This window comes from Pseudomonas sp. SORGH_AS_0199 (genome assembly GCF_031453735.1).
GTDB classification, from domain to species: Bacteria; Pseudomonadota; Gammaproteobacteria; order Pseudomonadales; family Pseudomonadaceae; genus Chryseomonas; species Chryseomonas aestiva.
On sequence record NZ_JAVJAE010000001.1, the window covers coordinates 588,678 to 615,565 of the forward strand.

The following is a 26,888-nucleotide window of genomic DNA, read 5'->3' on the forward strand; positions in this document are numbered from 1 at the left end:
GAACCGCTTATTCCACGGTTACCGACTTGGCCAGGTTGCGCGGCTGATCCACATCGGTGCCCTTGAACACGGCCACGTGGTAGGACAGCAGCTGCAGCGGGATGGTGTAGAGGATCGGCGACAGGGCATCGTGGATGTGCGGCATGGGCACGATGCGGGTGCCCTCGCCTTCCTCGAAAGCGGCGCGCTCGTCGGCGAAGACGATCAGCTGACCACCCCGCGCCCGCACCTCCTGCAGGTTGGACTTGAGCTTTTCCAGCAGCTCGTTGTTGGGCGCCACCGTCACCACCGGCATATCGGCATCCACCAGCGCCAGCGGACCGTGCTTGAGTTCGCCGGCCGGATAGGCCTCGGCGTGGATGTAGGAGATCTCCTTGAGCTTGAGTGCGCCTTCCATCGCCACGGGATACTGCTCGCCGCGCCCCAGGAACAGGGTGTGGTGCTTCTCGGCAAAGGACTCGGCGAGCTTCTCGACGGTCTTGTCCATGGCCAGCGCCTCATCCAGACGCGCCGGCAGCCGGCGCAGCTCGGCCACCAGCTCGGCCTCGACACCGGCATCCAGGCGTTGCTGGCAGCGTCCCAGACTCAGGGTCAGCAACAGCAGAGAGACCAGCTGGGTGGTGAAGGCCTTGGTCGAGGCCACGCCGATCTCCGGACCGGCCTGGGTCAGGAAGCTCAGCTGGGATTCGCGCACCAGGGAGCTGGTCGCCACGTTGCAGATCGCCAGACTGCTCAGATAGCCGGATTGCTTGGCCATGCGCAGCGCGGCCAGGGTATCGGCGGTCTCGCCGGACTGGGAGATGGTGACGAACAGGGTATCCGGGCTGACGGCGACGCGGCGGTAGCGGAATTCGCTGGCCACCTCGACCTGGCAGGGAATGCCCACGTATTCCTCGATCCAGTAGCGCGCCACCGAACCGGCATGGAAGCTGGTGCCACAGGCGACGATCTGTACATGGCGCACCTTGGCAAACAACGCGGACGCCGAGGGGCCAAAGGCCTCGGGCAGCACCTGCCCATCACCCAGGCGCCCTTCCAGGGTGCGCTGGACCACGCTGGGCTGCTCGTGGATCTCCTTGAGCATGAAATGACGATAGGCGCCCTTGTCAGCCGCTTCGCTGCCTTCGTGGTACTGCACCGTCTCGCGCTGGACCGGCACGCCGTTCACGTCCCAGAGGTGGACCTGATCCAGGCGGATCTCGGCCACGTCGCCCTCTTCCAGATAGACGAAACGGTCGGTGACCTGACGCAGCGCCAGCTGGTCGGAGGCCAGGTAGTTCTCGCCGAGGCCAAGGCCGATCACCAGGGGACTGCCGCTGCGGGTCGCCACCAGGCGATCCGGCTGCTGGCGCCAGACCGCCGCCAGGCCGTAGGCGCCGTGCAGCTCCTTGACCGCTGCCTTGAGCGCCGTGGTCAGGTCGCCGCTGTCCTGCAGTTTGAGGTGCAACAGATGGACGATGACCTCGGTGTCGGTCTGGGAGGTGAAGACATAGCCCTGAGCCTTGAGCTGGGCGCGCAGGGCTTCGTGGTTTTCGATGATGCCGTTGTGCACCACGGCCACGTCACCCTGGGAGAAATGCGGGTGGGCATTGGCTTCGGTGGGTGCACCATGGGTCGCCCAGCGGGTGTGAGCAATGCCCAGGCGACCGGCCAGGGGATCGGCCAGCAGCGCCGCTTCCAGCTCGCTGACCTTGCCGATGCGGCGCAGGCGCTGCAACTCGCCCTGAGCATCCAGCAGCGCCAGACCGGCACTGTCGTAGCCACGGTATTCCAGGCGCTTGAGACCCTCGACCAGAATGGCGGTGATGTTACGCTCGGCAATGGCGCCGACGATTCCACACATGCTTACCTCCCGTTGCCGTCTTATCCACAGCGACCCGGCAGGGCCGCCTGTGGATGACCTGATTGTCTAGTTTTCCACAGGGGCGCAGACCACCTGCACCCCCCGGGTTTCGATTGCCCGGGCTGCCTCGGCGGGCAGGCGCTCATCGGTGATGAGCACGTCCACCCTTTCCCAAGGTAGTTCCAGATTGGGAATTCGCCTGCCCAGCTTGCTCGCTTCGGCCATGACCACCACTTCCCGCGCTACCTCGGCCATCACTCGCGACAGCGACAGATGCTCGTTGAAGGTGGTGGTACCGCGCTCCGGATCGAGACCGTCGGCGCCGATGAACAGCTGGTCGAAGTCGTAGGATCTGAGCACTTGCTCGGCGACCTGGCCCTGGAAGGATTCCGAATGCGGATCCCAGGTACCGCCGGTCATCAGCAGCATGGGTTCCTGCTCCAACTCGCGCAGCGCCATGGCCACCTGCAGGGAATTGGTCATGACCACCAGCCCGGGGCGGCGATCGAGCTGGGGAATCAGCGCCGCCGTGGTGCTGCCGCAGTCGATGATGATCCGTGCATGTTCGCGCAGGCGCTGGGCGGCGGCCCGGGCGATGGCCTGCTTGAAAGGCGACGCCTGAGGCGGTGCCTCGGCCAGCAGTTCCTGAGGCATGGCCACCGCGCCGCCGTAGCGACGCAGCAGCAGGCCATTGCGCTCGAGGGTGGCCAGGTCCTTGCGGATGGTGACCTCGGAGGTCTCCAGCTGACGGGCCAGCCCGTCCACGCTCACCTCGCCCTGCTCCTGAAGCTGGGCGAGGATGGCATGACGGCGCTGCGCGGTATTGCGACGGGTCATAAATTTCGATTCGAAAGATAATGGATCGAATCAAAACCTAATAGCGAGCGGCCGTCAAGTCTTGGGGGCCTTCTTCGGTCGCTGCCAGCCGGTCTTGTTGACCTGCCGGGCCCGCCCCAGCGCCAGGGTATCAGCGGGAACATCTGCCGTGATGACCGAGCCAGCCGCCGTGGTCGCGCCCGCGCCGAGGTTGACCGGAGCCACCAGCGAACTGTTGGAACCCACAAAAACATCCGCGCCGATTTCGGTTCGAAACTTGTTAGCGCCGTCATAGTTGCAGGTAATAGTACCCGCGCCTATGTTGCTGCCTGGACCTATGCTGGCATCACCCAGGTAGGTGAGGTGACCGGCCTTGGCGCCATCCTGTAGATGAGCGTTCTTCAGCTCGACGAAGTTGCCCACATGGGCCTTGCTGCCCAGTTCGCTACCGAGTCGCAGGCGAGCGAAGGGACCGACGTCGGCACCCTCCCCCACCACGGCGCCATCCAGATGACTGTTGGCCTTGATGATGGCGCCGCGCTTGAGGACGCTGTCCTTGATCACGCAATTCGGGCCGATGCTCACGCCGTCCTCCAGCACCACCCGACCCTCGAGAATGACATTGACGTCGATGGAGACGTCGCGGCCGGCCTCGACCTGCCCACGCTGATCGAAGCGCAGGGGGTCCAGCAGGGTCACGCCCTGCAGCATCAGGCGCTCGGCGGCGCGTTGCTGGAAGTGCCGCTCCAGCTGGGCCAGTTGCCGGCGATCGTTGGCGCCCTGTACTTCCATGGCATCCGCTGGCTGGCTGGTGGCGATGGTCAGGCCGTCCGCTACCGCGAGGGCGATGACGTCGGTCAGGTAATACTCGCCCTGGGCATTGCTGTTGGACAAGCGGCCCAGCCAATCCGCCAGTCGCCGACCGGGTACCGCAAGAATGCCGGTATTGCCTTCGCGAATGGTGCGCTGGGCGTCGCTGGCGTCCTTGTGCTCGACGATGGCGGTTACCCGCCCCTGGTCATCGCGCAGGATGCGGCCATAGCCAGTGGGATCGTCCAGCTCCACGGTCAGCAGCGCCAGGTGACCGTCATCCACCTGCTGCAGCAGGCGCTGCAGGGTCTCGGTCTGGATCAGGGGAACATCGCCATAGAGGATCAGCACCCGCTCCGCCGTCAGCGCCGGCGCCGCCCGGGCCACGGCATGGCCGGTGCCGAGCTGCTCGGCCTGGACCACGAAGCTCACGTCGTCGGCGGCCAGCTGGCTACGGACCTGGTCGGCGCCATGCCCGATGACGACGTGAATGCCGGCTGGCTGCAATTCACGGGCGCGGTCGAGGACATGCCCCAGCATGCTGCAACCGGCCACGGGATGCAGCACCTTGGGTAGAGCGGATCTCATGCGGGTGCCCTGGCCAGCAGCCAGGATGACGATTTCCAGGGACATCGGAACCTCGGAGACAGGAGGAAGGATCGGGCCGGCGACCGAAGGCGACAGGCGCCTTTCGAGTCCGACCACGCGAAATTTCTCGCCCACTTTTCGGGCGACAAAAGAAAAGGGTAGCCGAAGCTACCCTTGTCGTTACAGCCTGACCTTGCGCTTAGCGCTTGGCCTGCCGCTTGAGCTGCTGAATGGTGCGCAGCTGGGCGGCGGCTTCGGCGAGCTGAGTGGCGCGCAGCGGTGTAGTCGAACTCCGTGCCCTTGTCGCTCAGGGCTGCCTCGGCGCGCTGCTTGGCTTCCAGAGCGGCAGCTTCGTCGATGTCACCGGCGCGGCTGGCGGTATCGGCCAGCACCTCGACGACATTCGGCTGCACTTCCAGGAAACCACCGGAGATGTAGAACACCTCCTCGACGCCCCCGGCCTTGACCAGGCGGATGGGGCCCGGTTTCAGATCGGTGAGCAGCGGCGCATGGCCCGGGGCGATACCCAGATCACCCAGGTGGCCGTGGGCGATGATCATCTCCACCGCGCCGGAGAAGATTTCCCCTTCCGCGCTGACGATGTCGCATTGGACTGTCTTGGCCATAGCGTGCCTCTAAGAGCGCCCGTCGCCGGGCGCGGCAGTTACAGTTTCTTGGCTTTCTCGATGGCTTCGTCGATGCCGCCGACCATGTAGAACGCCTGCTCGGGCAGGTGATCGTAGTCGCCACGCAGGATCCCGGAGAAGCCGGCGATGGTGTCCTTGAGGGACACGTACTTGCCGGGCGAACCGGTGAAGACCTCGGCCACGAAGAACGGCTGGGACAGGAAGCGCTGGATCTTACGAGCACGGGATACCAGCTGCTTGTCGGACTCGGACAGTTCGTCCATGCCCAGGATCGCGATGATGTCCTTCAGCTCCTTGTAGCGCTGCAGCACGTACTGAACACCGCGAGCGGTGTCGTAGTGCTCCTGGCCGATCACGTTCGGGTCCAGCTGGCGCGAGGTGGAGTCTAGGGGATCGACCGCCGGGTAGATACCCAGGGAGGCGATGTCACGGGACAGAACCACGGTGGCGTCCAGGTGGGCGAAGGTGGTCGCCGGGGACGGGTCGGTCAAGTCATCGGCAGGGACGTAAACGGCCTGGACGGAGGTGATCGAACCCAGCTTGGTGGAGGTAATGCGCTCCTGCAGGACACCCATCTCCTCGGCCAGGGTCGGCTGGTAGCCCACCGCGGACGGCATACGACCCAGCAGCGCGGACACTTCGGTGCCGGCCAGGGTGTAGCGGTAGATGTTGTCGACGAACAGCAGGACGTCACGGCCTTCGTCACGGAATTTCTCGGCCATGGTCAGACCGGTCAGGGCCACGCGCAGACGGTTGCCCGGCGGCTCGTTCATCTGGCCATAGACCAGGGCGACCTTGTCCAGAACGTTGGAGTCCTTCATCTCGTGGTAGAAGTCGTTCCCTTCACGGGTACGCTCGCCCACGCCGGCGAACACGGAATAACCGCTGTGCTCGATGGCGATGTTACGGATGAGTTCCATCATGTTGACGGTCTTGCCCACGCCGGCGCCGCCGAACAGGCCGACCTTGCCGCCCTTGGCGAAGGGGCAGACCAGGTCGATGACCTTGATGCCGGTTTCCAGCAGATCGTTACCACCGGCCTGCTCCGCGTAGGACGGGGCCTTGCGGTGGATTTCCCAGCGCTCTTCCTCGCCGATGGGGCCGGCTTCGTCGATGGGGTTGCCCAGCACGTCCATGATGCGGCCGAGGGTCTTGACGCCGACCGGGACCTTGATGGCCTCGCCGGTGTTGCCCACGTTCAGGCCGCGCTTGAGGCCTTCGGTGCTACCCATGGCGATGGTACGGACCACGCCGTCGCCCAGCTGCTGCTGGACTTCCAGGGTGGTTTCGGCACCCTGCACCTTGAGGGCGTCAAAGACGCGCGGTACCGCGTCGCGCGGGAATTCCACGTCGATCACGGCGCCGATGATTTGTACGATACGTCCGCTACTCATTTCGCGTTCCTCGAATGTTTAAGCTGTCCGTCAGACCGCGGCGGCGCCGCCGACGATTTCCGAAATTTCTTGGGTGATCGCAGCCTGGCGAGCCTTGTTGTAGACCAGCTGCAGGTCCTTGATGAGATCGCCGGCGTTGTCGGTGGCGTTCTTCATCGCGATCATCCGCGCGGCCTGTTCACTGGCAGCGTTCTCGACCACGGCCTGGTACACCTGGGATTCCACGTAGCGCACCAGCAGACCGTCGAGCAGGGTCTTGGCGTCGGGCTCGTAGAGGTAGTCCCAGTGCTTGCCCTGCAGCTCACCGCCCTCGCCCGGCACCAGAGGCACCAGCTGCTGGATGGTCGGCTTCTGGGTCATGGTGTTGACGAAGACGTTGGACACCACGTACAGACGGTCGATACGGCCGTTCAGGTAGGCATCCAGCATCACCTTGATGCTGCCGATCAGATCGCCGATCGCCGGGGCTTCGCCAAGGTGGCTGATGGCCGCGACCACGTTCCCGCCGAAGCTGCGGAAGAAGGAGGCACCCTTGGCCCCGATCACCGCCAGATCGATTTCCACACCCTTGCCGCGCTGGTCGCTCATGTCGCGAACCAGAGCCTTGAACAGGTTGGTGTTCAGACCACCGGCCAGACCCCGATCGGAGCTGACCACGATGTAGCCGACGCGCTTGACCTCGCGTTCCACCATGAAGGCATGGCGGTACTCGGGGTTGGCGTTGGCCAGGTGGCCGATCACAGCGCGGATGCGCTCGGCATAAGGCTTGCTGGCAGCCATGCGGGCCTGAGCCTTACGCATCTTGCTGACCGCAACCTTTTCCATGGCGCTGGTGATCTTCTGTGTGCTTTTGATGCTCGCGATCTTGCCGCGAATCTCTTTTGCGCCTGCCATGTGACACCTATCGGGTTGGCAAACGGGGGCTGGCGCCCCCGTCGCGGCTTACCAGGTTTGCGTGGCCTTGAACTTCTCGATTCCCGCCTTGATGCCGGCGTCGATCTCGTCGTTGAAGTCGCCCTTCACGTTGATCTTGGCCATCAGGTCGGCGTGATCGCGGTTGAAGTAGGCGATCAGGGCCTGCTCGAAGCTACCGATCTTGTCCAGGGACACATCGCTCAGGAAACCACGCTCGGCGGCGTACAGGCTCAGGGACATCTCGGCGATGGACATGGGCGCGTACTGCTTCTGCTTCATCAGCTCGGTGACGCGCTGACCATGCTCGAGCTGCTTGCGGGTGGCTTCGTCCAGGTCCGAGGCGAACTGGGCGAAGGCCGCCAGTTCACGGTACTGGGCCAGCGCCGTACGGATACCGCCGGACAGCTTCTTGATGATCTTGGTCTGGGCCGCACCACCCACACGGGATACCGAGACACCGGCGTTGACCGCCGGGCGGATGCCCGAGTTGAACAGGCCGGCTTCCAGGAAGATCTGGCCGTCGGTGATGGAGATCACGTTGGTCGGAACGAAGGCGGACACGTCGCCGGCCTGGGTCTCGATGATCGGCAGCGCGGTCAGCGAGCCGGTCTTGCCGGTCACGGCGCCGTTGGTGAACTTCTCGACGTAGTCGGCGGAGACGCGGGAAGCGCGCTCGAGCAGACGGCTGTGGAGATAGAACACGTCGCCGGGATAGGCTTCACGGCCCGGCGGACGACGCAGCAGCAGGGAAATCTGGCGATAGGCCACGGCCTGCTTGGACAGATCGTCATAGACGATCAGGGCGTCTTCACCGCGGTCGCGGAAGTATTCGCCCATGGTGCAACCCGAGTAGGGCGCGAGGAACTGCAGGGCAGCCGATTCGGACGCACTGGCCGCCACCACGATGGTGTTGTGCAGAGCGCCGTTCTCTTCCAGCTTGCGCACCACGTTGGCGATGGTCGACTGCTTCTGACCAATGGCGACGTAGACGCAGCGGATGCCGCTGTTCTTCTGGTTGATGATGGCATCGATCGCCATGGCGGTCTTGCCGATCTGACGGTCACCGATGATCAGCTCACGCTGACCACGGCCTACCGGGATCATGGCATCGACGGCCTTGTAGCCGGTCTGCACCGGCTGGTCGACCGACTGACGCCAGATCACGCCCGGTGCGACCTTCTCGACGGCGTCGGTGGCGCTGGCGTTCAGCGGACCCTTGCCATCGATGGGGTTGCCCAGGGCGTCGACGACGCGGCCCAGCAGTTCCGGACCAACCGGGACTTCCAGGATGCGGCCGGTGCACTTGGCGCTCATGCCTTCGGCCAGACCCAGGTAGCTACCCAGGACCACGGCGCCGACGGAGTCCTGCTCCAAGTTCAGCGCCATGCCGTAGATGCCGCCGGGGAATTCGATCATTTCGCCGTACATGACGTCGGCCAGACCGAAGATCCGCACGATACCGTCAGACACGCTGACGATGGTGCCTTCGTTGCGGGCTTGCGAGGTCACGTCGAGCTTGTCGATGCGACCCTTGATGATTTCACTAATTTCGGAAGGATTGAGTTGCTGCATGCTACTGCCCCTTCAAACTCAAGGTTTCAACGCTTCGGCCAGTTGCGCGAGCTTGCCGCGAACGGAGCCATCGATTACCAAGTCGCCGGCGCGGATAACCACACCACCGATCAGGCTCGCATCCTCGGATGCATTTAGTCGCACTTGTCGACCTAGCCTTGCGCTGAGAGCCTTGGCGAGTTTGTCTTGCTGTTCGTCGCTCAGGGCGAAAGCACTGGTGACTTCCGCCTCGATGGATTTTTCCTGCTCGGCCTTGTACGCCTCGTAGATCTCGGCGATGGCCGGGAACAGGTCGATCCGGTTGTTTTCTGCCACGGTCCGAACGAAGTTCTGGGACTGTGCATCCAGCTGATCGCCACATACATCGATGAGCAATCCGGCCTTGGCGTCCGCAGTCAACTGCGGCTGCTGAAGCAGCTGGCGCACGGTCCCATCTTGGGATACCGCGGCGAGCAGCCCTAGCGCGGCCGACCACTGGGTCAGCTGCTGCTGGGACTGTGCGAACTCGAAAGCCGCCTTGGCATAGGGCCGGGCCAGCGTGTTCAGTTCTGCCATTGGTGGCCTCGCTTAGATTTCCGCTGCCAGTCGGTCGACCAACTGGGCATGAGCATTGGCATCAACGGTCGATCCGAGGATCTTCTCGGCGCCGGCCACGGCCAGCACGCCGACGCGAGCACGCAGAGCGTCCTTCGCGGTGTTGATTTCCTGCTCGATTTCCGCCTGAGCCTGCGCCTTGATCCGGTCGCCTTCGGCACGGGCCTTGGCCTGTGCGTCCTCGACGATCTGAGCGGCACGCTTGTTGGCTTGCTCGATGATCTCGGCTGCTTGACCCTTGGCTTCGTTCACTTTCTGGTTGGCTTGCTGCTGTGCCACTTCCAGATCACGAGCCGCGCGGTTGGCAGCGTCAAGGCCATCGGCAATCTTCTTCTCACGCTCACGCAGCGCCGAGATGATCGGCGGCCACACGTACTTCATGCAGAAGAGCACGAAGATGAAGAAGGCAACGGACTGGCCTATCAGGGTTGCATTAATGTTCACGCCAACACCTCGCTCGTTCGTTGTCCATCAGTCCTGCCTACACCCGTGAGGGTGATCAGCCGGCGATCTGACCAACGAAGGGGTTAGCGAAGGTGAAGAACAGGGCGATACCAACACCGATCATGGTCACGGCGTCGAGCAGACCGGCGACGATGAACATCTTGACTTGCAGCATCGGAACCATTTCCGGCTGACGAGCGGCGCCTTCGAGGAACTTGCCACCTAGCAGACCGAAGCCAATGGCGGTACCCAGAGCGCCCAGGCCAATCAGCAGAGCAACGGCGATCGCGGTCAAACCAACTACAGTTTCCATCTTTCCTCCCGACTTTTTTAGTCGTCTTGGTTAAGGTTGAAGCGAAAAAGTTTTCCCAAGTTACCCGGCGGACAACGTCCTCCGGGACTCACGGCAGAACCGCCTCCGGACGCCGTCAGCAGCGTCCGGGGGCCATTCCTTAGTGACTTTCTTCGTGCGCCATCGACAGGTAGACGATGGTCAGCATCATGAAGATGAAGGCCTGCAGGGTGATGATGAGGATGTGGAACACTGCCCACGCCCACTGCAGCACGATACCCAGGCCACCCAGCGCCAGACCGTTGGCGAACATGATGGCGATGAGGATGAAGATCAGCTCGCCAGCATACATGTTGCCGAACAGTCGCAGTGCCAGCGAGATCGGCTTGGCGATCAGGGTGACGAATTCGAGCAGGAAGTTGATCGGGACCAGGATGATCTGCAGCAGCATGTTCTTGCTGCTGAAGGGATGCAGGGTCAGCTCGCCGAAGAAGCCGCCCAGGCCCTTCATCTTGATGCTGTAGAAGATCAGCAGGGCGAACACCGACAGGGCCATGCCCAGGGTGGCGTTCGGGTCGGTGGTGGGCACCACGCGGAAGTAGGTGTGCTCGCCGAACAGCATGCCGGCCACGGACGGCAGCCAGTCCACCGGCACCAGGTCCATCAGGTTCATCAGGAAGATCCAGACGAAGATGGTCAGGGCCAGGGGCGCGATCAGCGGATTCTTGCCATGGAAGGTGTCGCGGACGCTGCCGTCGACGAATTCGACCAGCACCTCGACGAAGTTCTGCAGGCCGCCGGGCTGACCACTGGTGGCCTTCTTGGCGACGCTGCGGAACAGCACCAGGAAGATCAGGCCGAGGGCGACCGACCAGCCGAGGGTGTCCACGTGGAAGGCCCAGAAGCCCATTTCCTTAGCTTCAGCGGGGGTGTGGGCGAAGCTCCAGCCGTTCACCGGGTGCATACCATAGGTCAGGTTCTGCAGGTGGTGCTGGATGTAGCCCGAAGCGGAGTCTGCTGCCATGTGTGCCTCGAATGCCTTAAGGTCTAGTCGGTTTTTTCAGTAGCAGGGGCGCGCCGGCATTGACCATCAGCGTCAACAGGTAGACGCCGAACAGTGCAGGAGCCGAAAGCGGTTTTACCCCAGCAAACGTCAGTGCAAAGAGCACTGCCGTGAGAATCAGTTTGCCCGCCTCGCCCGAGTAGAAAGAACGGACGATGTCTTGGGCGGCATGGGCGCCACGATAGCGGAACGCCTTGAACGAAAAATACAGATTGGGCAGCCAGGCAATCAGCCCGCCCAACAATCCGGAATAACCGGCGACCTTACCGACGAAGCAATACAAGACAACGGCGGCACACGACGCGACAGCCAGTTGGACGAGCAGCAGGCGAAAGGCAGGCTGGTGATGGAAAGGCAGGCGTTTGGGCGTGCGGCGGTCCATCGGCTCGAAGTCCTCTGGTGTCGGCTTAATAGTTGTTTTCACTGGCATGCTTTGTGCCGACAAAAAGCGGGCAAAGTATAGGGGCGCGTCCAGAGTGGTTCAAGCCACCCCGGACAGATTGCCGTCCAGGCTCGCAGGCATTTGTGTCAGCGAATGTGCGCCAGTACGCCTTGAAGTTCGTCCAAAGAGGTGTAGCGGATCACCAGCTGGCCCTTGCCTTTCTCGCCATGGCGGATCTGCACGTTGGCGCCCAAACGTTCGGCCAGACGCTGCTCCAGCCGACTGATGTCGGGATCGACCACCGCGGCCTTCTCCTCCGGCTCCGTGCCGCTGAGCCACTGGCGCACCAGGGCTTCGGTCTGGCGGACGGTGAGGCCCCGTGCGACAACGTGCCGCGCCCCTTCGGCCTGGCGCGCCTTGGGCAGACCGAGCAGTGCCCGGGCATGGCCCATCTCCAGCTCGCCCCTGGCCAGCATTTCCTTGGCGTCTTCGGCCAGCGCCAGCAGGCGCAGCAGGTTGGTCACGCCCGAGCGCGACTTGCCGACGGCTTCGGCCACCTGGGCCTGGGTCAGCTCGAATTCGTCCTGCAGCCGCTGCAACGCCATGGCCTCTTCCAGCGGATTGAGATTCTGCCGCTGGATATTTTCGATCAGCGCCAGGGCGATGGCCACCTGATCGGGCACGTCGCGCACCAGCGCCGGGATCCGCTCCAGACCGGCCTGCTGGCTGGCCCGCCAGCGGCGTTCGCCGGCGATGATCTCGTAACGGCCTTCACCGATGGCACGCACCACGATGGGCTGCATCAGCCCCTGGACGCGAATGGAGTTGGCCAGCTCTTCCAGAGCGGTCGGATCCATGTGCCGGCGCGGCTGGTACTTGCCGCGCTGGATGATGTCCAGCGGCAGCGATTGCAGTTCGCTGACCGGGGTGGCGGCAGCCTGCTCCTGCAGGACCTTGACGCTGGCACCGCCGAGCAGGGCGTCGAGACCGCGGCCCAGACCTCGTTTCTTCACAGCCATGGGGATTCCTTAGGCAGTCTTGGCGACGCGAGCCGCCTTGCGCTGACGTTTGACCAGCTCGCTGGCCAGCTCCAGGTAGGCCGCGGCCCCCTTGGAACTCTTGTCGTAGACCAGGGCGGGCATGCCGTAGCTGGGCGCTTCGGCCAGGCGGACGTTGCGCGGAATGATGGTTTCGTAGAGCTCGTCGCCGAAGTGCTGCTTGAGCTGGGCGGCGACGTCGTTGGCCAGGCCGATGCGCGGATCGAACATGGTGCGCAGCAGGCCCTCGATCTTCAGCTGCGGATTCAGCCGCTGGGCGATGTGCTGGATGCTGCCGACCAGATCGGTCAGGCCTTCCAGGGCGAAGTACTCGCACTGCATGGGAATGATCACGCCATCGGCGGCCACCAGGCCGTTGATGGTCAGCATGGACAGCGACGGCGGGCAGTCGATGAGGACGTAGTCGTAGTTGTCCCGCACGGGGGCGAGGGCATCGCGTAGCCGGCTCTCGCGCCCGGTCATCTCCAGCAGCTCGACTTCCGCGGCGGTGACGTCGCGGTTCGAGGGCAGCAGCTGGTAGCCGCCGTGCTCGGAGAAGTGCATGGCGTCGAGCAGGCCGCAGGCCCCGGTGAGGACGTCCAGCACCGAATGCTCGAGGGCGTGCTTGTCCACCCCGCTGCCCATGGTGGCGTTACCCTGGGGATCGAGATCGATCAGCAGCACCTTGCGCCGGTTGGTGGCGGCCAGAGAAGCGGCGAGATTGATGCACGTCGTGGTCTTGCCCACCCCGCCCTTCTGGTTGGCTATCGCGTAAACCTTGGCCATGTACCCGCCTTACCCCTTTCCGTTCGTGCGGCGCAGTATCAGCAAGTGCCGCTGGCCTTGGCAACCGGGAACCGCGAGGACGTGCGCCGCCGCAATCCGGAAATCCGCTGGTAGCTTGGCCAGCTCGTCGTCGGGGTGCAGTCCCTTCATCGCCAGCCACTGTGTTTGGTTGTCGCCCAGGTGGCGCGTCCAGGTGGCGAAGTCGTCGATGGCGCTGAACGCCCGCGAGACGATGCCGGTGAAGGGCGCGGCAGGCTGGAAGGCCTCGACGCGGGCGTGGACCACCTCGAGATTGGCCAGGCCCAGCTCGATCTTGGCCTGGGTCAGGAAGCGGGTCTTCTTGCCGTTGCTGTCGAGCAGGGTGAAGCGCGACTCGGGAAAGAGGATCGCCAGGGGAATGCCCGGCATGCCGCCGCCGCTGCCCACGTCCAGCCACTGCCCGGCGCCCACGTGGGGGACGATGCTGAGGCTGTCCAGCAGGTGCCGCGAGACCATCTCGTTGGGATCGCGCACCGCGGTGAGGTTGTAGGCCTTGTTCCACTTGACCAGCAGGTCCAGGTAGCCCAGCAACCGCTCTTCCACGGCGGCGCTCAGGGCCACGCCGAGGGTCTCGGCGCCCTGGCGCAGTTCGTTGGCTTGGATCGCGCTGGCCATCAGGCGCTGTGCTCCAGGCTGCGACCGGCGCTGCGCTTCTTGAGGTGGATCAGCAGCAGCGAGACCGCCGCTGGCGTGACGCCCGGAATGCGCGAGGCCTGCCCCAGGGTCTCGGGACGGGCCTGGGCCAGCTTGTGCTGGATCTCCTTGGACAGTCCGGAGATGGTGGCGTAGTCGAGCTCCGCCGGCAGCGCCACGGCGTCGCTGGCGCGCAGGCGCTGGATCTCGTCCTGCTGGCGATCGATGTAGCCGGCGTACTTGGTCTTGATCTCGATCTGCTCGGCGACCTGGGCCTCGGCCGGTGTCTGACCTACCGCAGCCAGCAGACCGGCATAGTCGATCTCCGGACGAGCCAGCAGATTCTGCAGGTTGTATTCGTGATTGAGCGGCGTGCCGAAGCGCTCGGCCACCGCCGTGCCCTCGGGCGTGCCCGGGCGAATCCAGATCGCCTTGAGACGCTGCTCTTCCAGGGCGATGCCCTCGCGCTTGGCTTCGAACAGCGCCCAGCGCTGGTCGTCCACCAGACCCAGCTCGCGCCCCTTTTCGGTCAGGCGCAGGTCGGCGTTGTCTTCGCGCAGGATCAGCCGGTACTCGGCGCGGGAGGTGAACATCCGGTAGGGCTCCTGGGTGCCCAGGGTGATGAGATCGTCGACCAGCACGCCGAGGTAGGCCTCGTCGCGGCGCGGACACCAGGCTTCACGGCCCTGGGCGCGCAGCGCGGCGTTGGCACCGGCGAGCAGACCCTGGGCGCCGGCTTCTTCGTAACCGGTGGTGCCATTGATCTGGCCAGCGAAGAACAGGCCGGCGATGACCTTGGTTTCCAGGCTGTACTTGAGATCCCGCGGATCGAAGAAATCGTATTCGATGGCGTAGCCGGGTCGCAGGATGTGGGCGTTCTCCAGGCCGCGCATGGAGCGCACCACCTCGAGCTGCACATCGAAGGGCAGCGAGGTGGAGATGCCGTTGGGATAGAGCTCGTGGGTGGTCAGACCCTCGGGTTCGAGAAAGACCTGATGGCTGTCCTTGTCGGCGAAGCGATGGATCTTGTCTTCGATGGACGGACAGTAGCGCGGCCCTACCCCTTCGATCACGCCCGAGTACATGGGCGAACGATCCAGGTTGGCGCGGATGATGTCGTGGGTGCGGGCGTTGGTGTGGGTGATCCAGCAGCTGACCTGCGCCGGATGCTGCTCGCGATTGCCGAGAAAGGACATCACCGGCAGCGGGGTATCCCCTGGCTGCTCGGTCATCACCGAGAAGTCCACCGAGCGGCCGTCGATACGTGGCGGCGTGCCGGTCTTCAGGCGGGAGACCCGCAGCGGCAGTTCCCGCAGGCGCTGGGCCAGGGCGATGGCGGGCGGGTCTCCCGCTCGTCCACCGCTGTGATTCTGCATGCCGATGTGGATAAGACCGCCGAGGAAGGTTCCAGCGGTCAGCACCACGTTGTCGCCATGGAATTTCAGGCCCATCTGGGTGATCACGCCGGCCACCCGATCGCCTTCGACGATGAGGTCGTCACAGGCCTGCTGGAATATCCACAGGTTGGGCTGGTTTTCCAGGGTGTAGCGGATAGCCGCCTTGTACAGCACGCGATCGGCCTGGGCGCGAGTGGCGCGGACGGCAGGTCCCTTGCGGCTGTTGAGAATGCGGAACTGGATGCCGGCGAGATCCGTCGCCGCGGCCATGGCGCCGCCCAGGGCATCGATCTCCTTGACCAGATGGCTCTTGCCGATGCCGCCAATGGCGGGATTGCAGCTCATCTGGCCGAGAGTTTCCACATTATGCGTGAGCAGCAGGGTGCGCACACCCATGCGAGCGGCCGCCAGGGCCGCTTCGGTACCGGCATGGCCGCCACCGATCACGATGACGTCGAAACGGGAAGGAAAGTCCACCACGCACCTCGTGCCTGTTGGCAGGAATTCGAAGGAAAGCCGGCAAGTATAAGGCCTAGGCCAGTCTTGCAGAAGGGGCCCTGGCCAAAAAATGACCAGGCGCCGTGGTAGACGCTCAATATAAACAATAGAGAAGAAAGTTTTAAAAGGACTGATATAGAGCTTATGTATATGCAGGCCCTTCGCTGTGGATAAGCTTATCCAGCCCTTGGCAGGTCTGGGCTGGGGAAAAACTGAACCCGGTGTACGTCTTGTGCTGTGGATGAACACAAGCTATCAGCATCCTGTGGACCCTTTGCCCGCTTATCCACAGTGGCAATCATGGACAGGTCGTGCACCGATTTATGGGCAGACCTCAGGCGGGGTTATCAACAGGGCTCTGGAAGGGGGAAGTGAGGACAGACAAGGCCTGCATTGCACAGGCCTGCTACAGCGGAGCGGGAGTTACTTGCCGATGCAGAAGCTGGAGAAGATGCGGCCGAGCAGATCGTCGGAGCTGAAGGCACCGGTGATCTCGCCGAGTACCTGCTGAGCCTGGCGCAGATCCTCGGCCAAGAGCTCGCCGGAACCAGCCAGGGTGAGCTGGCGATAGCCGTGGTCCAGGGCGCTGGCCGCCCGCTGCAGGGCATCCAGATGGCGGCGGCGGGCGCTGAAGCCGCCCTCGGTGGTCTGCTCGAAGCCCATGCAGGCCTTGAGATGCTCGCGCAGGGCCTCGACTCCGCCGCCATCGGTGGCGCTGAGGGCGATCTCCACCGGTGCGGTCGACCCCAGCAACCCGGTGGGCTCACCGGTGAGGTCGGCCTTGTTGCGGATCACCGTCAGCTTGTCCAGCGGCGGCCTGGCGCTCAGCAGTTCCGGCCAGAGCGCCTGGGGATCGCGGGCTTCCGGTGCGCTGGCGTCCACCACCAGCAGCACTCGATCGGCTCCGGCGATGGCGTCCAGGGCCCGCTGGACGCCGATCTGTTCCACCCGGTCATCGGTGTCGCGCAGACCGGCCGTATCGACCACGTGCAGCGGCATGCCATCCAGGTGGATATGTTCACGCAGGACATCGCGGGTGGTGCCGGCGATGTCGGTGACGATGGCGGCTTCGCGGCCGGCCAGGGCATTGAGCAGGCTGGACTTGCCGGCATTGGGACGGCCGGCGATCACCACGGTCATGCCGTCACGCAGCAGGGCACCGCGATTGGCTTCGCGACGGACCTCCTGCAATTCGGCCTGGACCCCCTCCAGCAGGCCCTGGACCCGACCGTCGGCGAGGAAGTCGATCTCTTCCTCGGGAAAGTCGATGGCAGCTTCGACGTAGATACGCAGCTGGATGAGTTGCTCGACCAGGCTTTCCACGCGACGGGAGAATTCGCCCTGCAGCGAGCGCAGGGCATTGCGCGCCGCCTGTTCGGTGCTGGCCTCGATGAGGTCGGCGATGGCCTCGGCCTGGGCCAGGTCGAGCTTGTCGTTGAGAAAGGCGCGTTCGCTGAACTCGCCCGGGCGGGCCAGGCGCGCCCCCTCTTCCAGGGTACGGCGCAGGAGCAGGTCGAGGATTACCGGGCCGCCATGGCCCTGGAGTTCCAGCACGTCTTCGCCCGTAAAGGAGTTGGGACCGGGAAAGAACAGCGCGATGCCGGCGTCCAGCACGCTGCCGTCGGCGGCGAGGAAGTTGCCATAGTGGGCATGTCGCGGGGGCAGCTCACGGCCGCAGATCGCCCGCGCCAGGGGGGCGGCGAGGGGCCCGGAGACGCGGACGATACCGACTCCGCCGCGCCCGGTAGCGGTGGCGATGGCGGCGATGCTGTCGGAAGGCAGGGACATGACGATCCTCCAGAAAGCACGACGCCCCAATCAAGGGGCGTCGTGTGGACAGGGTGAACGGGGTCAGGCCTTCTTGCTGGCCGCCTCGATCTTCCGGGTAATGTACCACTGCTGCAGGATCGACAGGCAGTTGTTGACGATCCAGTACAGCACCAGACCGGCCGGGAACCACAGGAAGAAGAAGGTGAAGATGATCGGCATCATCTTCATGACCTTGGCCTGCATAGGATCCGGCGGTGCCGGGTTGAGCATCTGCTGCACCAGCATGGTGCCGCCCATGATGATCGGCAGGATGAAGAAGGGATCCTTGGCCGACAGGTCGGTGATCCAGAACATCCAGGGCGACTGGCGCATCTCGACGCTTTCCAGCAGCACCCAGTACAGTGCCAGGAACACCGGCATCTGCACCACGATGGGCAGACAGCCACCCAGGGGATTGATCTTCTCCTTGCGGTAGAGCTCCATCATCGCCTGGGACATCTTCTGGCGATCGTCGCCATGCTGTTCCTTCAGCGCCTGCAGTCGCGGGCCGACGGCACGCATGCGGGCCATGGAGCGGTAGCTGGCGGCGGACAGCGGGAAGAACAGCATCTTGATGATGATGGTCAGGACGATGATCGACCAGCCCCAGTTACCCAGGATGCTGTGGATATGCTGCAGCAGCCAGAAGATCGGCTGGGCGATGAACCACAGGAAGCCGTAGTCGACGGTCAGTTCCAGACCGTGGGACAGGGTCTTGAGGTGCTCCTGGATCTTCGGACCGGCATAGAGGGTCAGCGAGGTCTCGCCCTTGCCACCCGCCGGCACGCTGAACTGCGGACCGGTGAAGCCGACGATGTAGTTGCCCTGGGCATCCTTGCGGGTGGTGATCTGGTGCTGCTCGTCCTTGTTCGGCACCCAGGCGGTGACGAAGTAGTGCTGCAGCCAACCGACCCAGCCGCCCTGCACCGCTTCCTGCAGGCGATTCTTGTCCATGTCGCTCATGGACACCTTGCGGTAGGGCTCGGCCGGGGTACCGACCGCGGCGCCCAGGTAGGTGGACACGCCGGTAGCGGTGGTGGCCGAGGGATCGCCGCTCTTGTCACGCTTGAGCTGGGCATAGAGCACGCCGTTCCAGGCGCTGGCGCTCTGGTTGTCGATCAGGTAGCTGACCTGGATCTGGTAGGCGTCCGGGTTGATGCAGGCGATCTTCTTCTGCGCCTTCTCGGCGTCCGAGCAGTCGACCTTCAGGCCCCGGTGGAAGGTGAATCTCTTGATGTAGTCGACGCCATTGGCCTGGTACTTGAGATCCCACCACCAGCTGCTGCTGGCCATCGGCGAGCACGTAGCTGGACTGCGCCGAGGTGTACAGCGGACGACCGGCGCTGTTGGCATCGGGACCGTTGGCACCGGTCAGGCCGCTCTGCGCCAGGTAGAGACGCTGGGCGCCGTTGTCGAACAGCATGAAGGGATCGTTGGGATGGTCCTGGCGGCTCGGGTACTGCACCAGGCCGAGCTGGACGATGTCGCCGCCGCGGGGGTCGATGGCCAGATCCAGGACGTCGGTACGCACCTTGATGAGCGCGGTGCTCGGTTGGGCAGCCGCGTTGTCCACCGGGGCAGCTGCCTTGGCATCGGCCGGGACATCGGTGGGCACGTTGGGGGTATCGCCCGGCAGGACGCTGGTCTGCGTCTTGGCCGTGGGCAGATCGCCTTGGCCGTAATCCTTGTTCCACTGGAAAACCAGGGTGTAGGACACGATCGCCAAGGCGGCAATGAGTAGCGGGCGCTTGATATCCATGTTTACTCGGCCATCGAAGAGGTCGGGGCTGGGTTCTTTGCGGGAGGAACGGGATCGTATCCGCCTGAGTGCCAGGGATGGCACCGGCACAGTCGCCGTGTGGTCAGCCAGCCACCACGCAGCAGCCCGTGGCACTCGATGGCTTCGAGGGCGTAACCGGAACAGGTCGGATAGAAACGACAGTGACTGGCCATCAAGGGGCTGATGGCATAACGGTAGAAGCGAATCAGCAGCAGGGCCGGTTTACGCATGAGCACCGTCGGGACTGTCAATGGGGTGGGCAATCGTCTTGCTCGCCTGGCGATTGAGACGTTTCCACAGTTGCAGCAGCTGATCGTGCAATTCGGGATTGTCGACCTCGCCGAGTCCCTTGCGGGCGACGAAGACCAGATCGAAGCTGCCGAGGCGGTCCTGATTCAGCCGGAAGGAATCCCGGATGACCCGCTTGATGCGATTGCGCTCGACAGAAAGCTTGACGCTTTTCTTGCCGATGACCAGCCCCAGGCGGGAATGGTCGAGCCCATTGGCATGGGCGAGCAGCAGCAGGTGCTTGCCGGATGCCTTGTGGGTGGGAGAGTCAAAGACCGCCTGGAACTGTTGGGAGCTCAGTAAGCGCCTGTCCCGACCGAAACCCTGACTCACCACCTGACCGGGCAATCAGATCGCCAGACGCTTGCGGCCTTTGGCACGGCGACGGGCGAGAACCTGACGGCCGTTCTTGGTTGCCATACGAGCACGGAAACCGTGGACACGGGCGCGCTTCAGGGTGCTGGGTTGGAAGGTGCGTTTCATGGACTTTTACCTAGGTGAAAGCGGCAAGGCATGAGTGCCCCGCGCAAAGAGACCGGCGATTCTAGAGAAAGCCTCGGTACAGGTCAATTTCCAACCAGCACCGGCTGGCAGACGAGCGCGTAAATAAAATCAACAGGTCAGAAGGTTTTAAAAGACTGTTGAAGTGAATATGTATGGTGCAGCGGTTTTCTGTGGATAGAACGTGGCAGCCCGGGTCCAGCCTGGTCGGAGCGGCAGCGGAAAGTCTGTTTTCAACAGGTGTGCCGAAGGTGGTCAGGCTGTCCAGGAGCTGTGGATAAGCAGAGCTGTTACGCACAGCCGGATTATCCACAGAGAAAAACCCCGGGATGTCCAGAGAGGTCAGACGGCCTTATCCACAGTGCTGACGGTCATACGCCCGGTCGTGACGGTTGAGGCGGCTATCTGCCGGGAAACTGCGCAGTCATGTGGATAACCCAGGTGGGGAGGGATACAATGGGCGTTTGCTCATGGCCCGTCCGGGCCGCTCCAGTTCTTGGGAGACGCTGTGTCGGTCGAACTCTGGCAACGTTGCGTGGATGTGCTGCGCGACGAGCTGCCTTCGCAACAATTCAATACCTGGATCCGGCCACTGCAGGTGGAAGCGGAAGGGGATGAGCTGCGGGTGTTCGCGCCCAACCGCTTCGTGCTCGACTGGGTCAACGAGAAATACCTGGGTCGCCTGCTCGAATTGCTCGAGGAGCATGCCGACGACGGTATCGCCCCGGTGCTGTCCTTGCTGATCGGCAGCAAGCGCAGCAACAAGCCGCGCGCTGTCCAGACGCCGAGCAGCCAGAGCACTCCGTTGCCACCACCGGTGCAGGCCCCGCAACCGATCCAGTCGGACATCGTCACCGCGGGCGTTGCCCTGGAAGACGTGACGGCGGAATTGGCCGACGAGCCGGTCGTCAAGACCGAACGTACCGTGCAGGTGGAGGGTGCGCTCAAGCACACCAGCTATCTGAACCGTACCTTCACCTTCGAGAACTTCGTCGAGGGCAAGTCCAACCAGCTGGCGCGCGCGGCGGCCTGGCAGGTGGCGGACAATCCCAAGCACGGGTACAACCCGCTCTTCCTCTATGGTGGCGTGGGTCTGGGTAAGACCCACCTGATGCACGCGGTGGGCAACCACCTGCTCAAGCGAAATCCGAACGCCAAGATCGTCTATCTGCATTCGGAGCGCTTCGTCGCCGACATGGTCAAGGCGCTGCAGCTCAACGCCATCAACGAATTCAAGCGTTTCTACCGCTCGGTGGATGCGCTGCTGATCGATGACATCCAGTTCTTCGCCCGCAAGGAGCGTTCGCAGGAAGAGTTTTTCCACACCTTCAATGCCCTGCTCGAAGGTGGACAACAGGTGATCCTCACCAGCGACCGCTATCCCAAGGAGATCGATGGCCTGGAAGAGCGGCTCAAGTCGCGCTTCGGCTGGGGGCTCACCGTGGCCGTGGAGCCGCCGGAGCTGGAGACGCGGGTCGCGATCCTGATGAAGAAGGCCGACCAGGCCAAGGTCGACCTGCCCCACGACGCCGCCTTCTTCATTGCCCAGCGCATCCGTTCCAACGTGCGGGAACTGGAAGGCGCGCTCAAGCGGGTGATCGCCCATGCCCACTTCATGGGCCGCGACATCACCATCGAGCTGATCCGCGAGTCGCTCAAGGATCTGCTAGCGCTGCAGGACAAGCTGGTCAGCATCGACAACATCCAGCGCACCGCGGCCGAGTACTACAAGATCAAGATCGCCGATCTGCTGTCAAAACGCCGCTCGCGCTCGGTCGCCCGGCCGCGGCAGGTCGCCATGGCGCTGTCCAAGGAACTGACCAACCACAGCCTGCCGGAAATCGGCGACGCCTTTGGCGGACGCGATCACACGACGGTGTTGCACGCCTGTCGCAAGATCGCCGAACTTCGGGAATCCGACGCGGATATCCGAGAGGATTACAAGAACCTGCTGCGTACCCTGACCACCTGACGGACGCGGCCCTGGCAAGGACCTGACCATGCATTTCACCATTCAACGCGAAGCCCTGTTGAAACCGCTGCAGCTGGTGGCCGGTGTCGTGGAACGTCGGCAAACGCTGCCGGTGCTGTCCAACGTACTCCTGGTCGTGGAAGGCCAGCGCCTCTCGCTGACCGGTACCGACCTGGAAGTCGAGCTGGTTGGCCGGGTCGATCTGGAAGAAGCCGCCGAAGCCGGCGAGATCACCGTGCCGGCGCGCAAGCTGATGGACATCTGCAAGAGCCTGCAGCCCGATGCGCTGATCGACATCCGTACCGAGGAGCAGAAGCTGCTGATTCGTGCCGGACGCAGTCGCTTCACCCTGTCCACCCTGCCGGCCAACGACTTCCCCACCGTGGAGGAAGGTCCGGGTTCGCTGAAGTTCAGCATTCCCCAGGGCCGCCTGCGCCGTCTGATCGAGCGCACTGGCTTCGCCATGGCCCAGCAGGACGTGCGCTACTACCTTAACGGCATGCTGCTGGAAGCCAGCACCGGCTGGCTGCGCGCCGTGGCCACCGATGGTCACCGCCTGGCCATGTGCATGCTGGAAGCTGACGTCGACCAGGCCGAGAAGCACCAGGTCATCGTGCCGCGCAAGGGCATCCTGGAGTTGTCGCGCCTGCTCACCGAACCGGAAGAGCCGGTCAACGTGGTCCTGGGCCAGCACCATATCCGCGCCACCACCGGCGACTTCACCTTTACCTCCAAGCTGGTGGACGGCAAGTTTCCCGACTACGAGCGCGTGCTGCCGCGGCATGGCGACAAGCTGGTACTGGGCGAGCGCCAGCATCTGCGCGAAGCCTTCAGCCGCACCGCCATTCTCTCCAACGAGAAGTACCGTGGTATCCGCCTGCAGCTGGAAAACGGCTTCATGAAGATCCAGGCCAACAACCCGGAGCAGGAAGAGGCCGAGGAAGAACTGCAGGTCGACTACGACGGCGGCAGCCTGGAGATCGGTTTCAACGTCAGCTACCTGCTCGACGTGCTCGGCGTGATGACCACCGATCAGGTGCGCATCACCCTGTCCGATTCCAGCAGCAGTGCGCTGTTGCAGGAGGCGGGCAACGACGACTCCTCCTATGTCGTGATGCCGATGCGCCTCTGATCGCCGCTCGATGACGCTGATCCGCTTCAACGCCGACCGCCTGCGCAATCTGCAGGCGGTCGCGCTTCAGCCCTCGCCCCGGGTCAACCTCCTGCATGGCGCCAACGGCAGCGGCAAGACCAGCCTGCTGGAAGCCATCCACCTGCTGGGCCTGGCCCGCTCCTTTCGCAGCACCAAGCTGGCGCCGGTCATCCAGCACGAGCAGGCCAGTTGCACGGTGTTCGGCCAGGTGCGGCTGCCCGGTGGCCAGGATTGCAACCTGGGTATCCAACGCGAGCGCGGCGGTGACTACCAGATCCGCATCAATGGCGAGAATGCCCGTAGCGCGGCGCAACTGGCCGAGGTGCTGCCGCTGCAGCTGATCAATCCCGACGGCTTCCGGCTGCTCGAAGGCAGCCCCAAGATCAGGCGGCAGTTTCTCGACTGGGGCGTGTTCCACGAGGAACAGCGATTTCTACCGCTATGGCAACGCCTGCAAAAGGCGCTCAGGCAGCGAAATCACTGGCTCAGACGTGGTAAAATCGACCCTGCGGCGCAGGCCGCCTGGGATCAGGAACTGGCCCTGGCCAGCGCCGAGATCGATGGCTTTCGCCAGGCCTATATCCAGCGTCTGAAGCCGGAATTCACCGCGGTACTGGCCGAGCTGATCCAGCTCGACGGCCTGACCCTGAGCTACTACCGCGGCTGGGACCGCGAGCGCGATCTGCGCGAGGTGCTGGCGTACAGTCTGCCGCGGGATCTGCAGCTGGGACATACCCAGGCCGGGCCCCAGCGCGCCGACCTGCGCATTCGCATCGGCAACCACAACGCGGCGGACATCCTGTCGCGCGGCCAGCAGAAGCTGGTGGTGTGCGCGTTGCGCATCGCCCAGGGGCGGTTGGTCAACCAGGTCAAGCGGGGCCAGTGCGTCTATCTCATCGACGACCTGCCCTCGGAACTGGACGAGGGACACCGGCTGGCCTTGTGCCGGCTGCTGGAGGCACTGGAGTGCCAAGTCTTCATCACCTGTGTCGAGCGCGAGACGCTACAGGCCGCCTGGCGGCCGGAGACAGAGGTCAGCGTGTTTCACGTGGAACACGGCCATATCAAGCAGACCCACACTAGCGGGAGCCAAGCATGAGCGAGACCAATACCTACGACTCTTCCAGCATCAAGGTGCTGAAGGGACTGGATGCCGTGCGCAAGCGCCCCGGCATGTACATCGGCGACACCGATGACGGCACCGGCCTGCACCACATGGTCTTCGAGGTGGTGGACAACTCCATCGACGAGGCCCTGGCCGGCTTCTGCAGCGAGATCAGCATCACCATCCACATGGATGAATCCATCACCGTGCGTGACAACGGCCGCGGCATCCCGGTGGACATCCACAAGGAAGAAGGCGTCTCGGCGGCCGAAGTCATCATGACCGTGCTGCACGCCGGCGGTAAGTTCGACGACAACACCTACAAGGTGTCCGGCGGCCTGCACGGCGTGGGCGTCTCGGTGGTGAACGCCCTCTCCGAGGAACTGCGCCTGACCATCCGCCGCGCCGGTCAGCTGTGGGAGCAGGTCTATGTGCACGGCGTACCCCAGGCGCCGCTGGCAGTGATCGGCGAGACCGACACCACCGGTACCCAGGTGCATTTCAAGCCGTCCGCCGAGACCTTCAACAACATCCAGTTCAGCTGGGACATCCTGGCCAAGCGGATTCGCGAATTGTCCTTCCTCAACTCCGGCGTCGGCATCGTCCTGCGCGACGAGCGCAGCGGCAAGGAAGAGCTGTTCAAGTACGAGGGCGGCCTGCGTGCCTTCGTCGACTATCTGAACACCAACAAGACCGCGGTGAACGAGGTGTTCCACTTTCAGGTGCAGCGCGAAGACGATGGCGTTGGTGTGGAAGTGGCGCTGCAGTGGAACGACAGCTTCAACGAGAACATCCTCTGCTTCACCAACAACATTCCCCAGCGCGATGGCGGCACCCACCTGGCGGGCTTTCGCTCGGCGCTGACACGCAACCTGAACAGCTACATCGAGGCCGAGGGCCTGGCCAAGAAGTTCAAGGTGGCCACCACCGGTGACGACGCCCGTGAAGGCCTGACCGCCATCATCTCGGTCAAGGTGCCGGATCCCAAGTTCTCCTCCCAGACCAAGGACAAGCTGGTCTCCTCCGAGGTGAAGACCGCGGTGGAACAGGAGATGGGCAAGCACTTCTCCGACTTCCTGCTGGAGAACCCCAACGAAGCCAAGGCGGTGGTCGGCAAGATGATCGACGCGGCCCGGGCCCGGGAAGCGGCGCGCAAGGCGCGCGAGATGACCCGCCGCAAGGGCGCCCTGGACATCGCCGGCCTGCCGGGCAAGCTGGCGGACTGCCAGGAGAAGGATCCGGCGCTGTCCGAACTCTACATCGTGGAGGGTGACTCCGCCGGTGGTTCGGCCAAGCAGGGCCGCAACCGGCGCACCCAGGCGATCCTGCCGCTCAAGGGCAAGATCCTCAACGTGGAGAAGGCGCGCTTCGACAAGATGCTCTCCTCCCAGGAGGTGGGCACCCTGATCACCGCGCTGGGCTGCGGCATCGGCCGCGAAGAATTCAACATCGATAAGCTGCGCTACCACAACATCATCATCATGACCGATGCCGATGTGGACGGTTCGCACATCCGTACCCTGCTGCTGACCTTCTTCTTCCGCCAGATGCCGCTGCTGATCGAGCGGGGCTACATCTACATCGCCCAGCCGCCGCTGTACAAGGTGAAGCGTGGCAAGCAGGAGCAGTACATCAAGGACGACGAGGCGATGGAGGAATACCTGACCCAGACCGCCCTGGAAGAGGCCAGCCTGCACGTCAACGAGAACGCCCCGGGCCTGTCCGGCGTGGAACTCGAAAAGCTGGTGAACAGCTATCGCCAGGTGATGAAGACCTTCAAGCGCCTGTCGCGGCTGTATCCGGCCGCCGTCAGCGAACACCTGCTGTACCTGCCGCGGGTCGGTGTCGATCAGCTGGCTGATGAAGCGGCGATGCGTCAGTGGCTGGAAGGCCTTAGCGCGCGCCTGCAGACCTCCGAACGCTCTGGCACTACCTACCGCGTCAGCTTGCGCGAGGACCGCGAGCGAGGCCTATGGCTACCAGAGGTGGAAACCCGCGCCCATGGCCTGTCCAGCTACGTCACCTTCAACCGGGATTTCTTCGGCAGCAACGATTACCGCCTGGTGACCGAGCTGGCCGCCCAGCTGGACAACCTGCTGGAAGAAGGCGCCTATGCCAAGCGCGGTGAACGCCGTCGCCCGGTCAGCACCTTCAAGGAAGCCTGGGAATGGCTGATGAACGAGACCAGCAAGAGATTCAACATTCAGCGCTACAAGGGCCTGGGTGAGATGAATCCGGATCAGCTGTGGGAAACCACCATGGACCCGAACGTGCGCCGCATGCTGCAGGTAACCATCGAGGATGCCGTAGCTGCCGATCAGATCTTCAATACCCTGATGGGCGATCACGTGGAGCCGCGTCGCGACTTCATCGAGAGCAACGCCCTGGCGGTATCGAACCTCGACGTCTGATCGACTGCGGTTATGCACAAGCCCCGCCATGCGGGGCTTTTTTGTGGAAAACCTTCTGGCTAGAGAGTCGCGCCGTTTCGTTCCACGACAACGAACGCCGTTCATCTTATAGCCGAAGG

At 63.7% G+C, this 26,888-nt stretch carries 23 protein-coding genes and 2 pseudogenes; 4 read left to right on the plus strand and 21 right to left on the minus strand.

Annotated features, from left to right (window positions below; genetic code table 11):
- Nucleotides 1–7 precede the first annotated feature (7 nt).
- From glmS to rpmH, 21 genes and pseudogenes are all read right to left on the minus strand, one after another.
- Nucleotides 8–1,843 (minus strand): glutamine--fructose-6-phosphate transaminase (isomerizing), encoded by a 1,836-nt coding sequence (gene glmS, locus QE444_RS02825; RefSeq protein ID WP_309737312.1) that lies wholly within the window; start codon nt 1,841–1,843, stop codon nt 8–10.
- A gap of 66 nt (nt 1,844–1,909) precedes the next feature.
- The gene (locus QE444_RS02830; RefSeq protein WP_309737313.1) at nt 1,910–2,680 is read right to left on the minus strand and encodes a DeoR family transcriptional regulator; all 771 of its coding nucleotides are present in this window, start codon (nt 2,678–2,680) and stop codon (nt 1,910–1,912) included.
- Between the two features lie 54 nt (nt 2,681–2,734).
- Nucleotides 2,735–4,102 carry a bifunctional UDP-N-acetylglucosamine diphosphorylase/glucosamine-1-phosphate N-acetyltransferase GlmU gene (gene glmU, locus QE444_RS02835; protein WP_309737314.1) on the minus strand — a complete coding sequence of 456 codons (1,368 nt, stop codon included), beginning with the start codon at nt 4,100–4,102 and terminating at the stop codon, nt 2,735–2,737.
- Between the two features lie 154 nt (nt 4,103–4,256).
- Nucleotides 4,257–4,683, minus strand: a pseudogene (locus QE444_RS02840) (F0F1 ATP synthase subunit epsilon).
- A 38-nt stretch (nt 4,684–4,721) separates the two neighbouring features.
- On the minus strand, nt 4,722–6,098 hold the full coding sequence (atpD, locus tag QE444_RS02845; RefSeq protein ID WP_017641466.1) for a F0F1 ATP synthase subunit beta: 1,377 nt from the start codon (nt 6,096–6,098) through the stop codon (nt 4,722–4,724).
- Between the two features lie 30 nt (nt 6,099–6,128).
- Nucleotides 6,129–6,992, minus strand: coding sequence for a F0F1 ATP synthase subunit gamma (atpG, locus tag QE444_RS02850; RefSeq protein ID WP_133860215.1), 864 nt, complete (start codon nt 6,990–6,992; stop codon nt 6,129–6,131).
- 48 nt (nt 6,993–7,040) lie between these two features.
- A complete protein-coding gene (atpA, locus tag QE444_RS02855) occupies nt 7,041–8,585 on the minus strand; it encodes a F0F1 ATP synthase subunit alpha (protein ID WP_017641467.1) in 1,545 nt (514 codons plus the stop codon).
- Nucleotides 8,586–8,603: 18 nt separating this feature from the next.
- Entirely contained in the window at nt 8,604–9,140 is a 537-nt protein-coding gene (locus QE444_RS02860) for a F0F1 ATP synthase subunit delta (protein ID WP_007160121.1), read from the minus strand.
- A gap of 12 nt (nt 9,141–9,152) precedes the next feature.
- Entirely contained in the window at nt 9,153–9,623 is a 471-nt protein-coding gene (locus QE444_RS02865) for a F0F1 ATP synthase subunit B (RefSeq protein WP_007160122.1), read from the minus strand.
- A 55-nt stretch (nt 9,624–9,678) separates the two neighbouring features.
- A complete protein-coding gene (gene atpE / locus QE444_RS02870) occupies nt 9,679–9,936 on the minus strand; it encodes a F0F1 ATP synthase subunit C (RefSeq protein WP_003097235.1) in 258 nt (85 codons plus the stop codon).
- Nucleotides 9,937–10,075: 139 nt separating this feature from the next.
- Nucleotides 10,076–10,939: a F0F1 ATP synthase subunit A gene (gene atpB / locus QE444_RS02875; RefSeq protein WP_133860216.1), complete on the minus strand. Its 864-nt coding sequence runs from the start codon at nt 10,937–10,939 to the stop codon at nt 10,076–10,078.
- Nucleotides 10,940–10,955: 16 nt separating this feature from the next.
- The gene (locus QE444_RS02880; protein ID WP_133860217.1) at nt 10,956–11,360 is read right to left on the minus strand and encodes a F0F1 ATP synthase subunit I; all 405 of its coding nucleotides are present in this window, start codon (nt 11,358–11,360) and stop codon (nt 10,956–10,958) included.
- A 146-nt stretch (nt 11,361–11,506) separates the two neighbouring features.
- Complete coding sequence (locus QE444_RS02885; protein ID WP_309737316.1) at nt 11,507–12,379, minus strand: ParB/RepB/Spo0J family partition protein; 873 nt, start codon at nt 12,377–12,379, stop codon at nt 11,507–11,509.
- 9 nt (nt 12,380–12,388) lie between these two features.
- Nucleotides 12,389–13,183, minus strand: coding sequence for a ParA family protein (locus QE444_RS02890; protein ID WP_133860219.1), 795 nt, complete (start codon nt 13,181–13,183; stop codon nt 12,389–12,391).
- A 9-nt stretch (nt 13,184–13,192) separates the two neighbouring features.
- Entirely contained in the window at nt 13,193–13,837 is a 645-nt protein-coding gene (gene rsmG / locus QE444_RS02895; RefSeq protein WP_309737317.1) for a 16S rRNA (guanine(527)-N(7))-methyltransferase RsmG, read from the minus strand.
- Complete coding sequence (gene mnmG / locus QE444_RS02900; RefSeq protein WP_187980753.1) at nt 13,837–15,729, minus strand: tRNA uridine-5-carboxymethylaminomethyl(34) synthesis enzyme MnmG; 1,893 nt, start codon at nt 15,727–15,729, stop codon at nt 13,837–13,839. The genes rsmG and mnmG overlap by 1 nt, the downstream gene beginning before the upstream one ends.
- A gap of 444 nt (nt 15,730–16,173) precedes the next feature.
- Complete coding sequence (mnmE, locus tag QE444_RS02905) at nt 16,174–17,538, minus strand: tRNA uridine-5-carboxymethylaminomethyl(34) synthesis GTPase MnmE (RefSeq protein WP_187980754.1); 1,365 nt, start codon at nt 17,536–17,538, stop codon at nt 16,174–16,176.
- A 63-nt stretch (nt 17,539–17,601) separates the two neighbouring features.
- Nucleotides 17,602–19,318, minus strand: a pseudogene (yidC, locus tag QE444_RS02910) (membrane protein insertase YidC).
- Between the two features lie 2 nt (nt 19,319–19,320).
- A complete protein-coding gene (gene yidD / locus QE444_RS02915; protein WP_133860224.1) occupies nt 19,321–19,569 on the minus strand; it encodes a membrane protein insertion efficiency factor YidD in 249 nt (82 codons plus the stop codon).
- Complete coding sequence (gene rnpA / locus QE444_RS02920; protein ID WP_133860591.1) at nt 19,562–19,963, minus strand: ribonuclease P protein component; 402 nt, start codon at nt 19,961–19,963, stop codon at nt 19,562–19,564. The genes yidD and rnpA overlap by 8 nt, the downstream gene beginning before the upstream one ends.
- 12 nt (nt 19,964–19,975) lie before the next feature.
- Nucleotides 19,976–20,110, minus strand: coding sequence for a 50S ribosomal protein L34 (gene rpmH, locus QE444_RS02925; protein WP_017641476.1), 135 nt, complete (start codon nt 20,108–20,110; stop codon nt 19,976–19,978).
- Nucleotides 20,111–20,636: 526 nt separating this feature from the next.
- On the opposite strand from rpmH, the gene dnaA reads away from it, so the two are divergent.
- From dnaA to gyrB, 4 genes are read left to right on the plus strand one after another with little or no spacing between them, the layout of a single operon-like run.
- Nucleotides 20,637–22,100 (plus strand): chromosomal replication initiator protein DnaA, encoded by a 1,464-nt coding sequence (gene dnaA, locus QE444_RS02930; protein WP_133860225.1) that lies wholly within the window; start codon nt 20,637–20,639, stop codon nt 22,098–22,100.
- 28 nt (nt 22,101–22,128) lie between these two features.
- Nucleotides 22,129–23,232 carry a DNA polymerase III subunit beta gene (gene dnaN, locus QE444_RS02935; RefSeq protein WP_309737318.1) on the plus strand — a complete coding sequence of 368 codons (1,104 nt, stop codon included), beginning with the start codon at nt 22,129–22,131 and terminating at the stop codon, nt 23,230–23,232.
- A gap of 10 nt (nt 23,233–23,242) precedes the next feature.
- Nucleotides 23,243–24,352 carry a DNA replication/repair protein RecF gene (gene recF, locus QE444_RS02940; RefSeq protein WP_309737319.1) on the plus strand — a complete coding sequence of 370 codons (1,110 nt, stop codon included), beginning with the start codon at nt 23,243–23,245 and terminating at the stop codon, nt 24,350–24,352.
- The gene (gene gyrB / locus QE444_RS02945; RefSeq protein ID WP_133860228.1) at nt 24,349–26,769 is read left to right on the plus strand and encodes a DNA topoisomerase (ATP-hydrolyzing) subunit B; all 2,421 of its coding nucleotides are present in this window, start codon (nt 24,349–24,351) and stop codon (nt 26,767–26,769) included. Before recF ends, gyrB begins: the two co-directional genes overlap by 4 nt.
- Nucleotides 26,770–26,888: the final 119 nt, after the last annotated feature.

Bases quoted from the DNA above. Each gene is read 5' to 3' on its own strand.
- glmS (WP_309737312.1), bottom strand. From the start codon at position 1,843: ATGTGTGGAATCGTCGGCGCCATTGCCGAGCGTAACATCACCGCCATT.
- QE444_RS02830 (WP_309737313.1), bottom strand. From the start codon at position 2,680: ATGACCCGTCGCAATACCGCGCAGCGCCGTCATGCCATCCTCGCCCAG.
- glmU (WP_309737314.1), bottom strand. From the start codon at position 4,102: ATGTCCCTGGAAATCGTCATCCTGGCTGCTGGCCAGGGCACCCGCATG.
- atpD (WP_017641466.1), bottom strand. From the start codon at position 6,098: ATGAGTAGCGGACGTATCGTACAAATCATCGGCGCCGTGATCGACGTG.
- atpG (WP_133860215.1), bottom strand. From the start codon at position 6,992: ATGGCAGGCGCAAAAGAGATTCGCGGCAAGATCGCGAGCATCAAAAGC.
- atpA (WP_017641467.1), bottom strand. From the start codon at position 8,585: ATGCAGCAACTCAATCCTTCCGAAATTAGTGAAATCATCAAGGGTCGC.
- QE444_RS02860 (WP_007160121.1), bottom strand. From the start codon at position 9,140: ATGGCAGAACTGAACACGCTGGCCCGGCCCTATGCCAAGGCGGCTTTC.
- atpE (WP_003097235.1), bottom strand. From the start codon at position 9,936: ATGGAAACTGTAGTTGGTTTGACCGCGATCGCCGTTGCTCTGCTGATT.
- atpB (WP_133860216.1), bottom strand. From the start codon at position 10,939: ATGGCAGCAGACTCCGCTTCGGGCTACATCCAGCACCACCTGCAGAAC.
- QE444_RS02880 (WP_133860217.1), bottom strand. From the start codon at position 11,360: ATGGACCGCCGCACGCCCAAACGCCTGCCTTTCCATCACCAGCCTGCC.
- QE444_RS02885 (WP_309737316.1), bottom strand. From the start codon at position 12,379: ATGGCTGTGAAGAAACGAGGTCTGGGCCGCGGTCTCGACGCCCTGCTC.
- QE444_RS02890 (WP_133860219.1), bottom strand. From the start codon at position 13,183: ATGGCCAAGGTTTACGCGATAGCCAACCAGAAGGGCGGGGTGGGCAAG.
- rsmG (WP_309737317.1), bottom strand. From the start codon at position 13,837: ATGGCCAGCGCGATCCAAGCCAACGAACTGCGCCAGGGCGCCGAGACC.
- mnmE (WP_187980754.1), bottom strand. From the start codon at position 17,538: ATGTCCCTGCCTTCCGACAGCATCGCCGCCATCGCCACCGCTACCGGG.
- yidD (WP_133860224.1), bottom strand. From the start codon at position 19,569: ATGCGTAAACCGGCCCTGCTGCTGATTCGCTTCTACCGTTATGCCATC.
- rpmH (WP_017641476.1), bottom strand. From the start codon at position 20,110: ATGAAACGCACCTTCCAACCCAGCACCCTGAAGCGCGCCCGTGTCCAC.
- dnaN (WP_309737318.1), top strand. From the start codon at position 22,129: ATGCATTTCACCATTCAACGCGAAGCCCTGTTGAAACCGCTGCAGCTG.
- recF (WP_309737319.1), top strand. From the start codon at position 23,243: ATGACGCTGATCCGCTTCAACGCCGACCGCCTGCGCAATCTGCAGGCG.
- gyrB (WP_133860228.1), top strand. From the start codon at position 24,349: ATGAGCGAGACCAATACCTACGACTCTTCCAGCATCAAGGTGCTGAAG.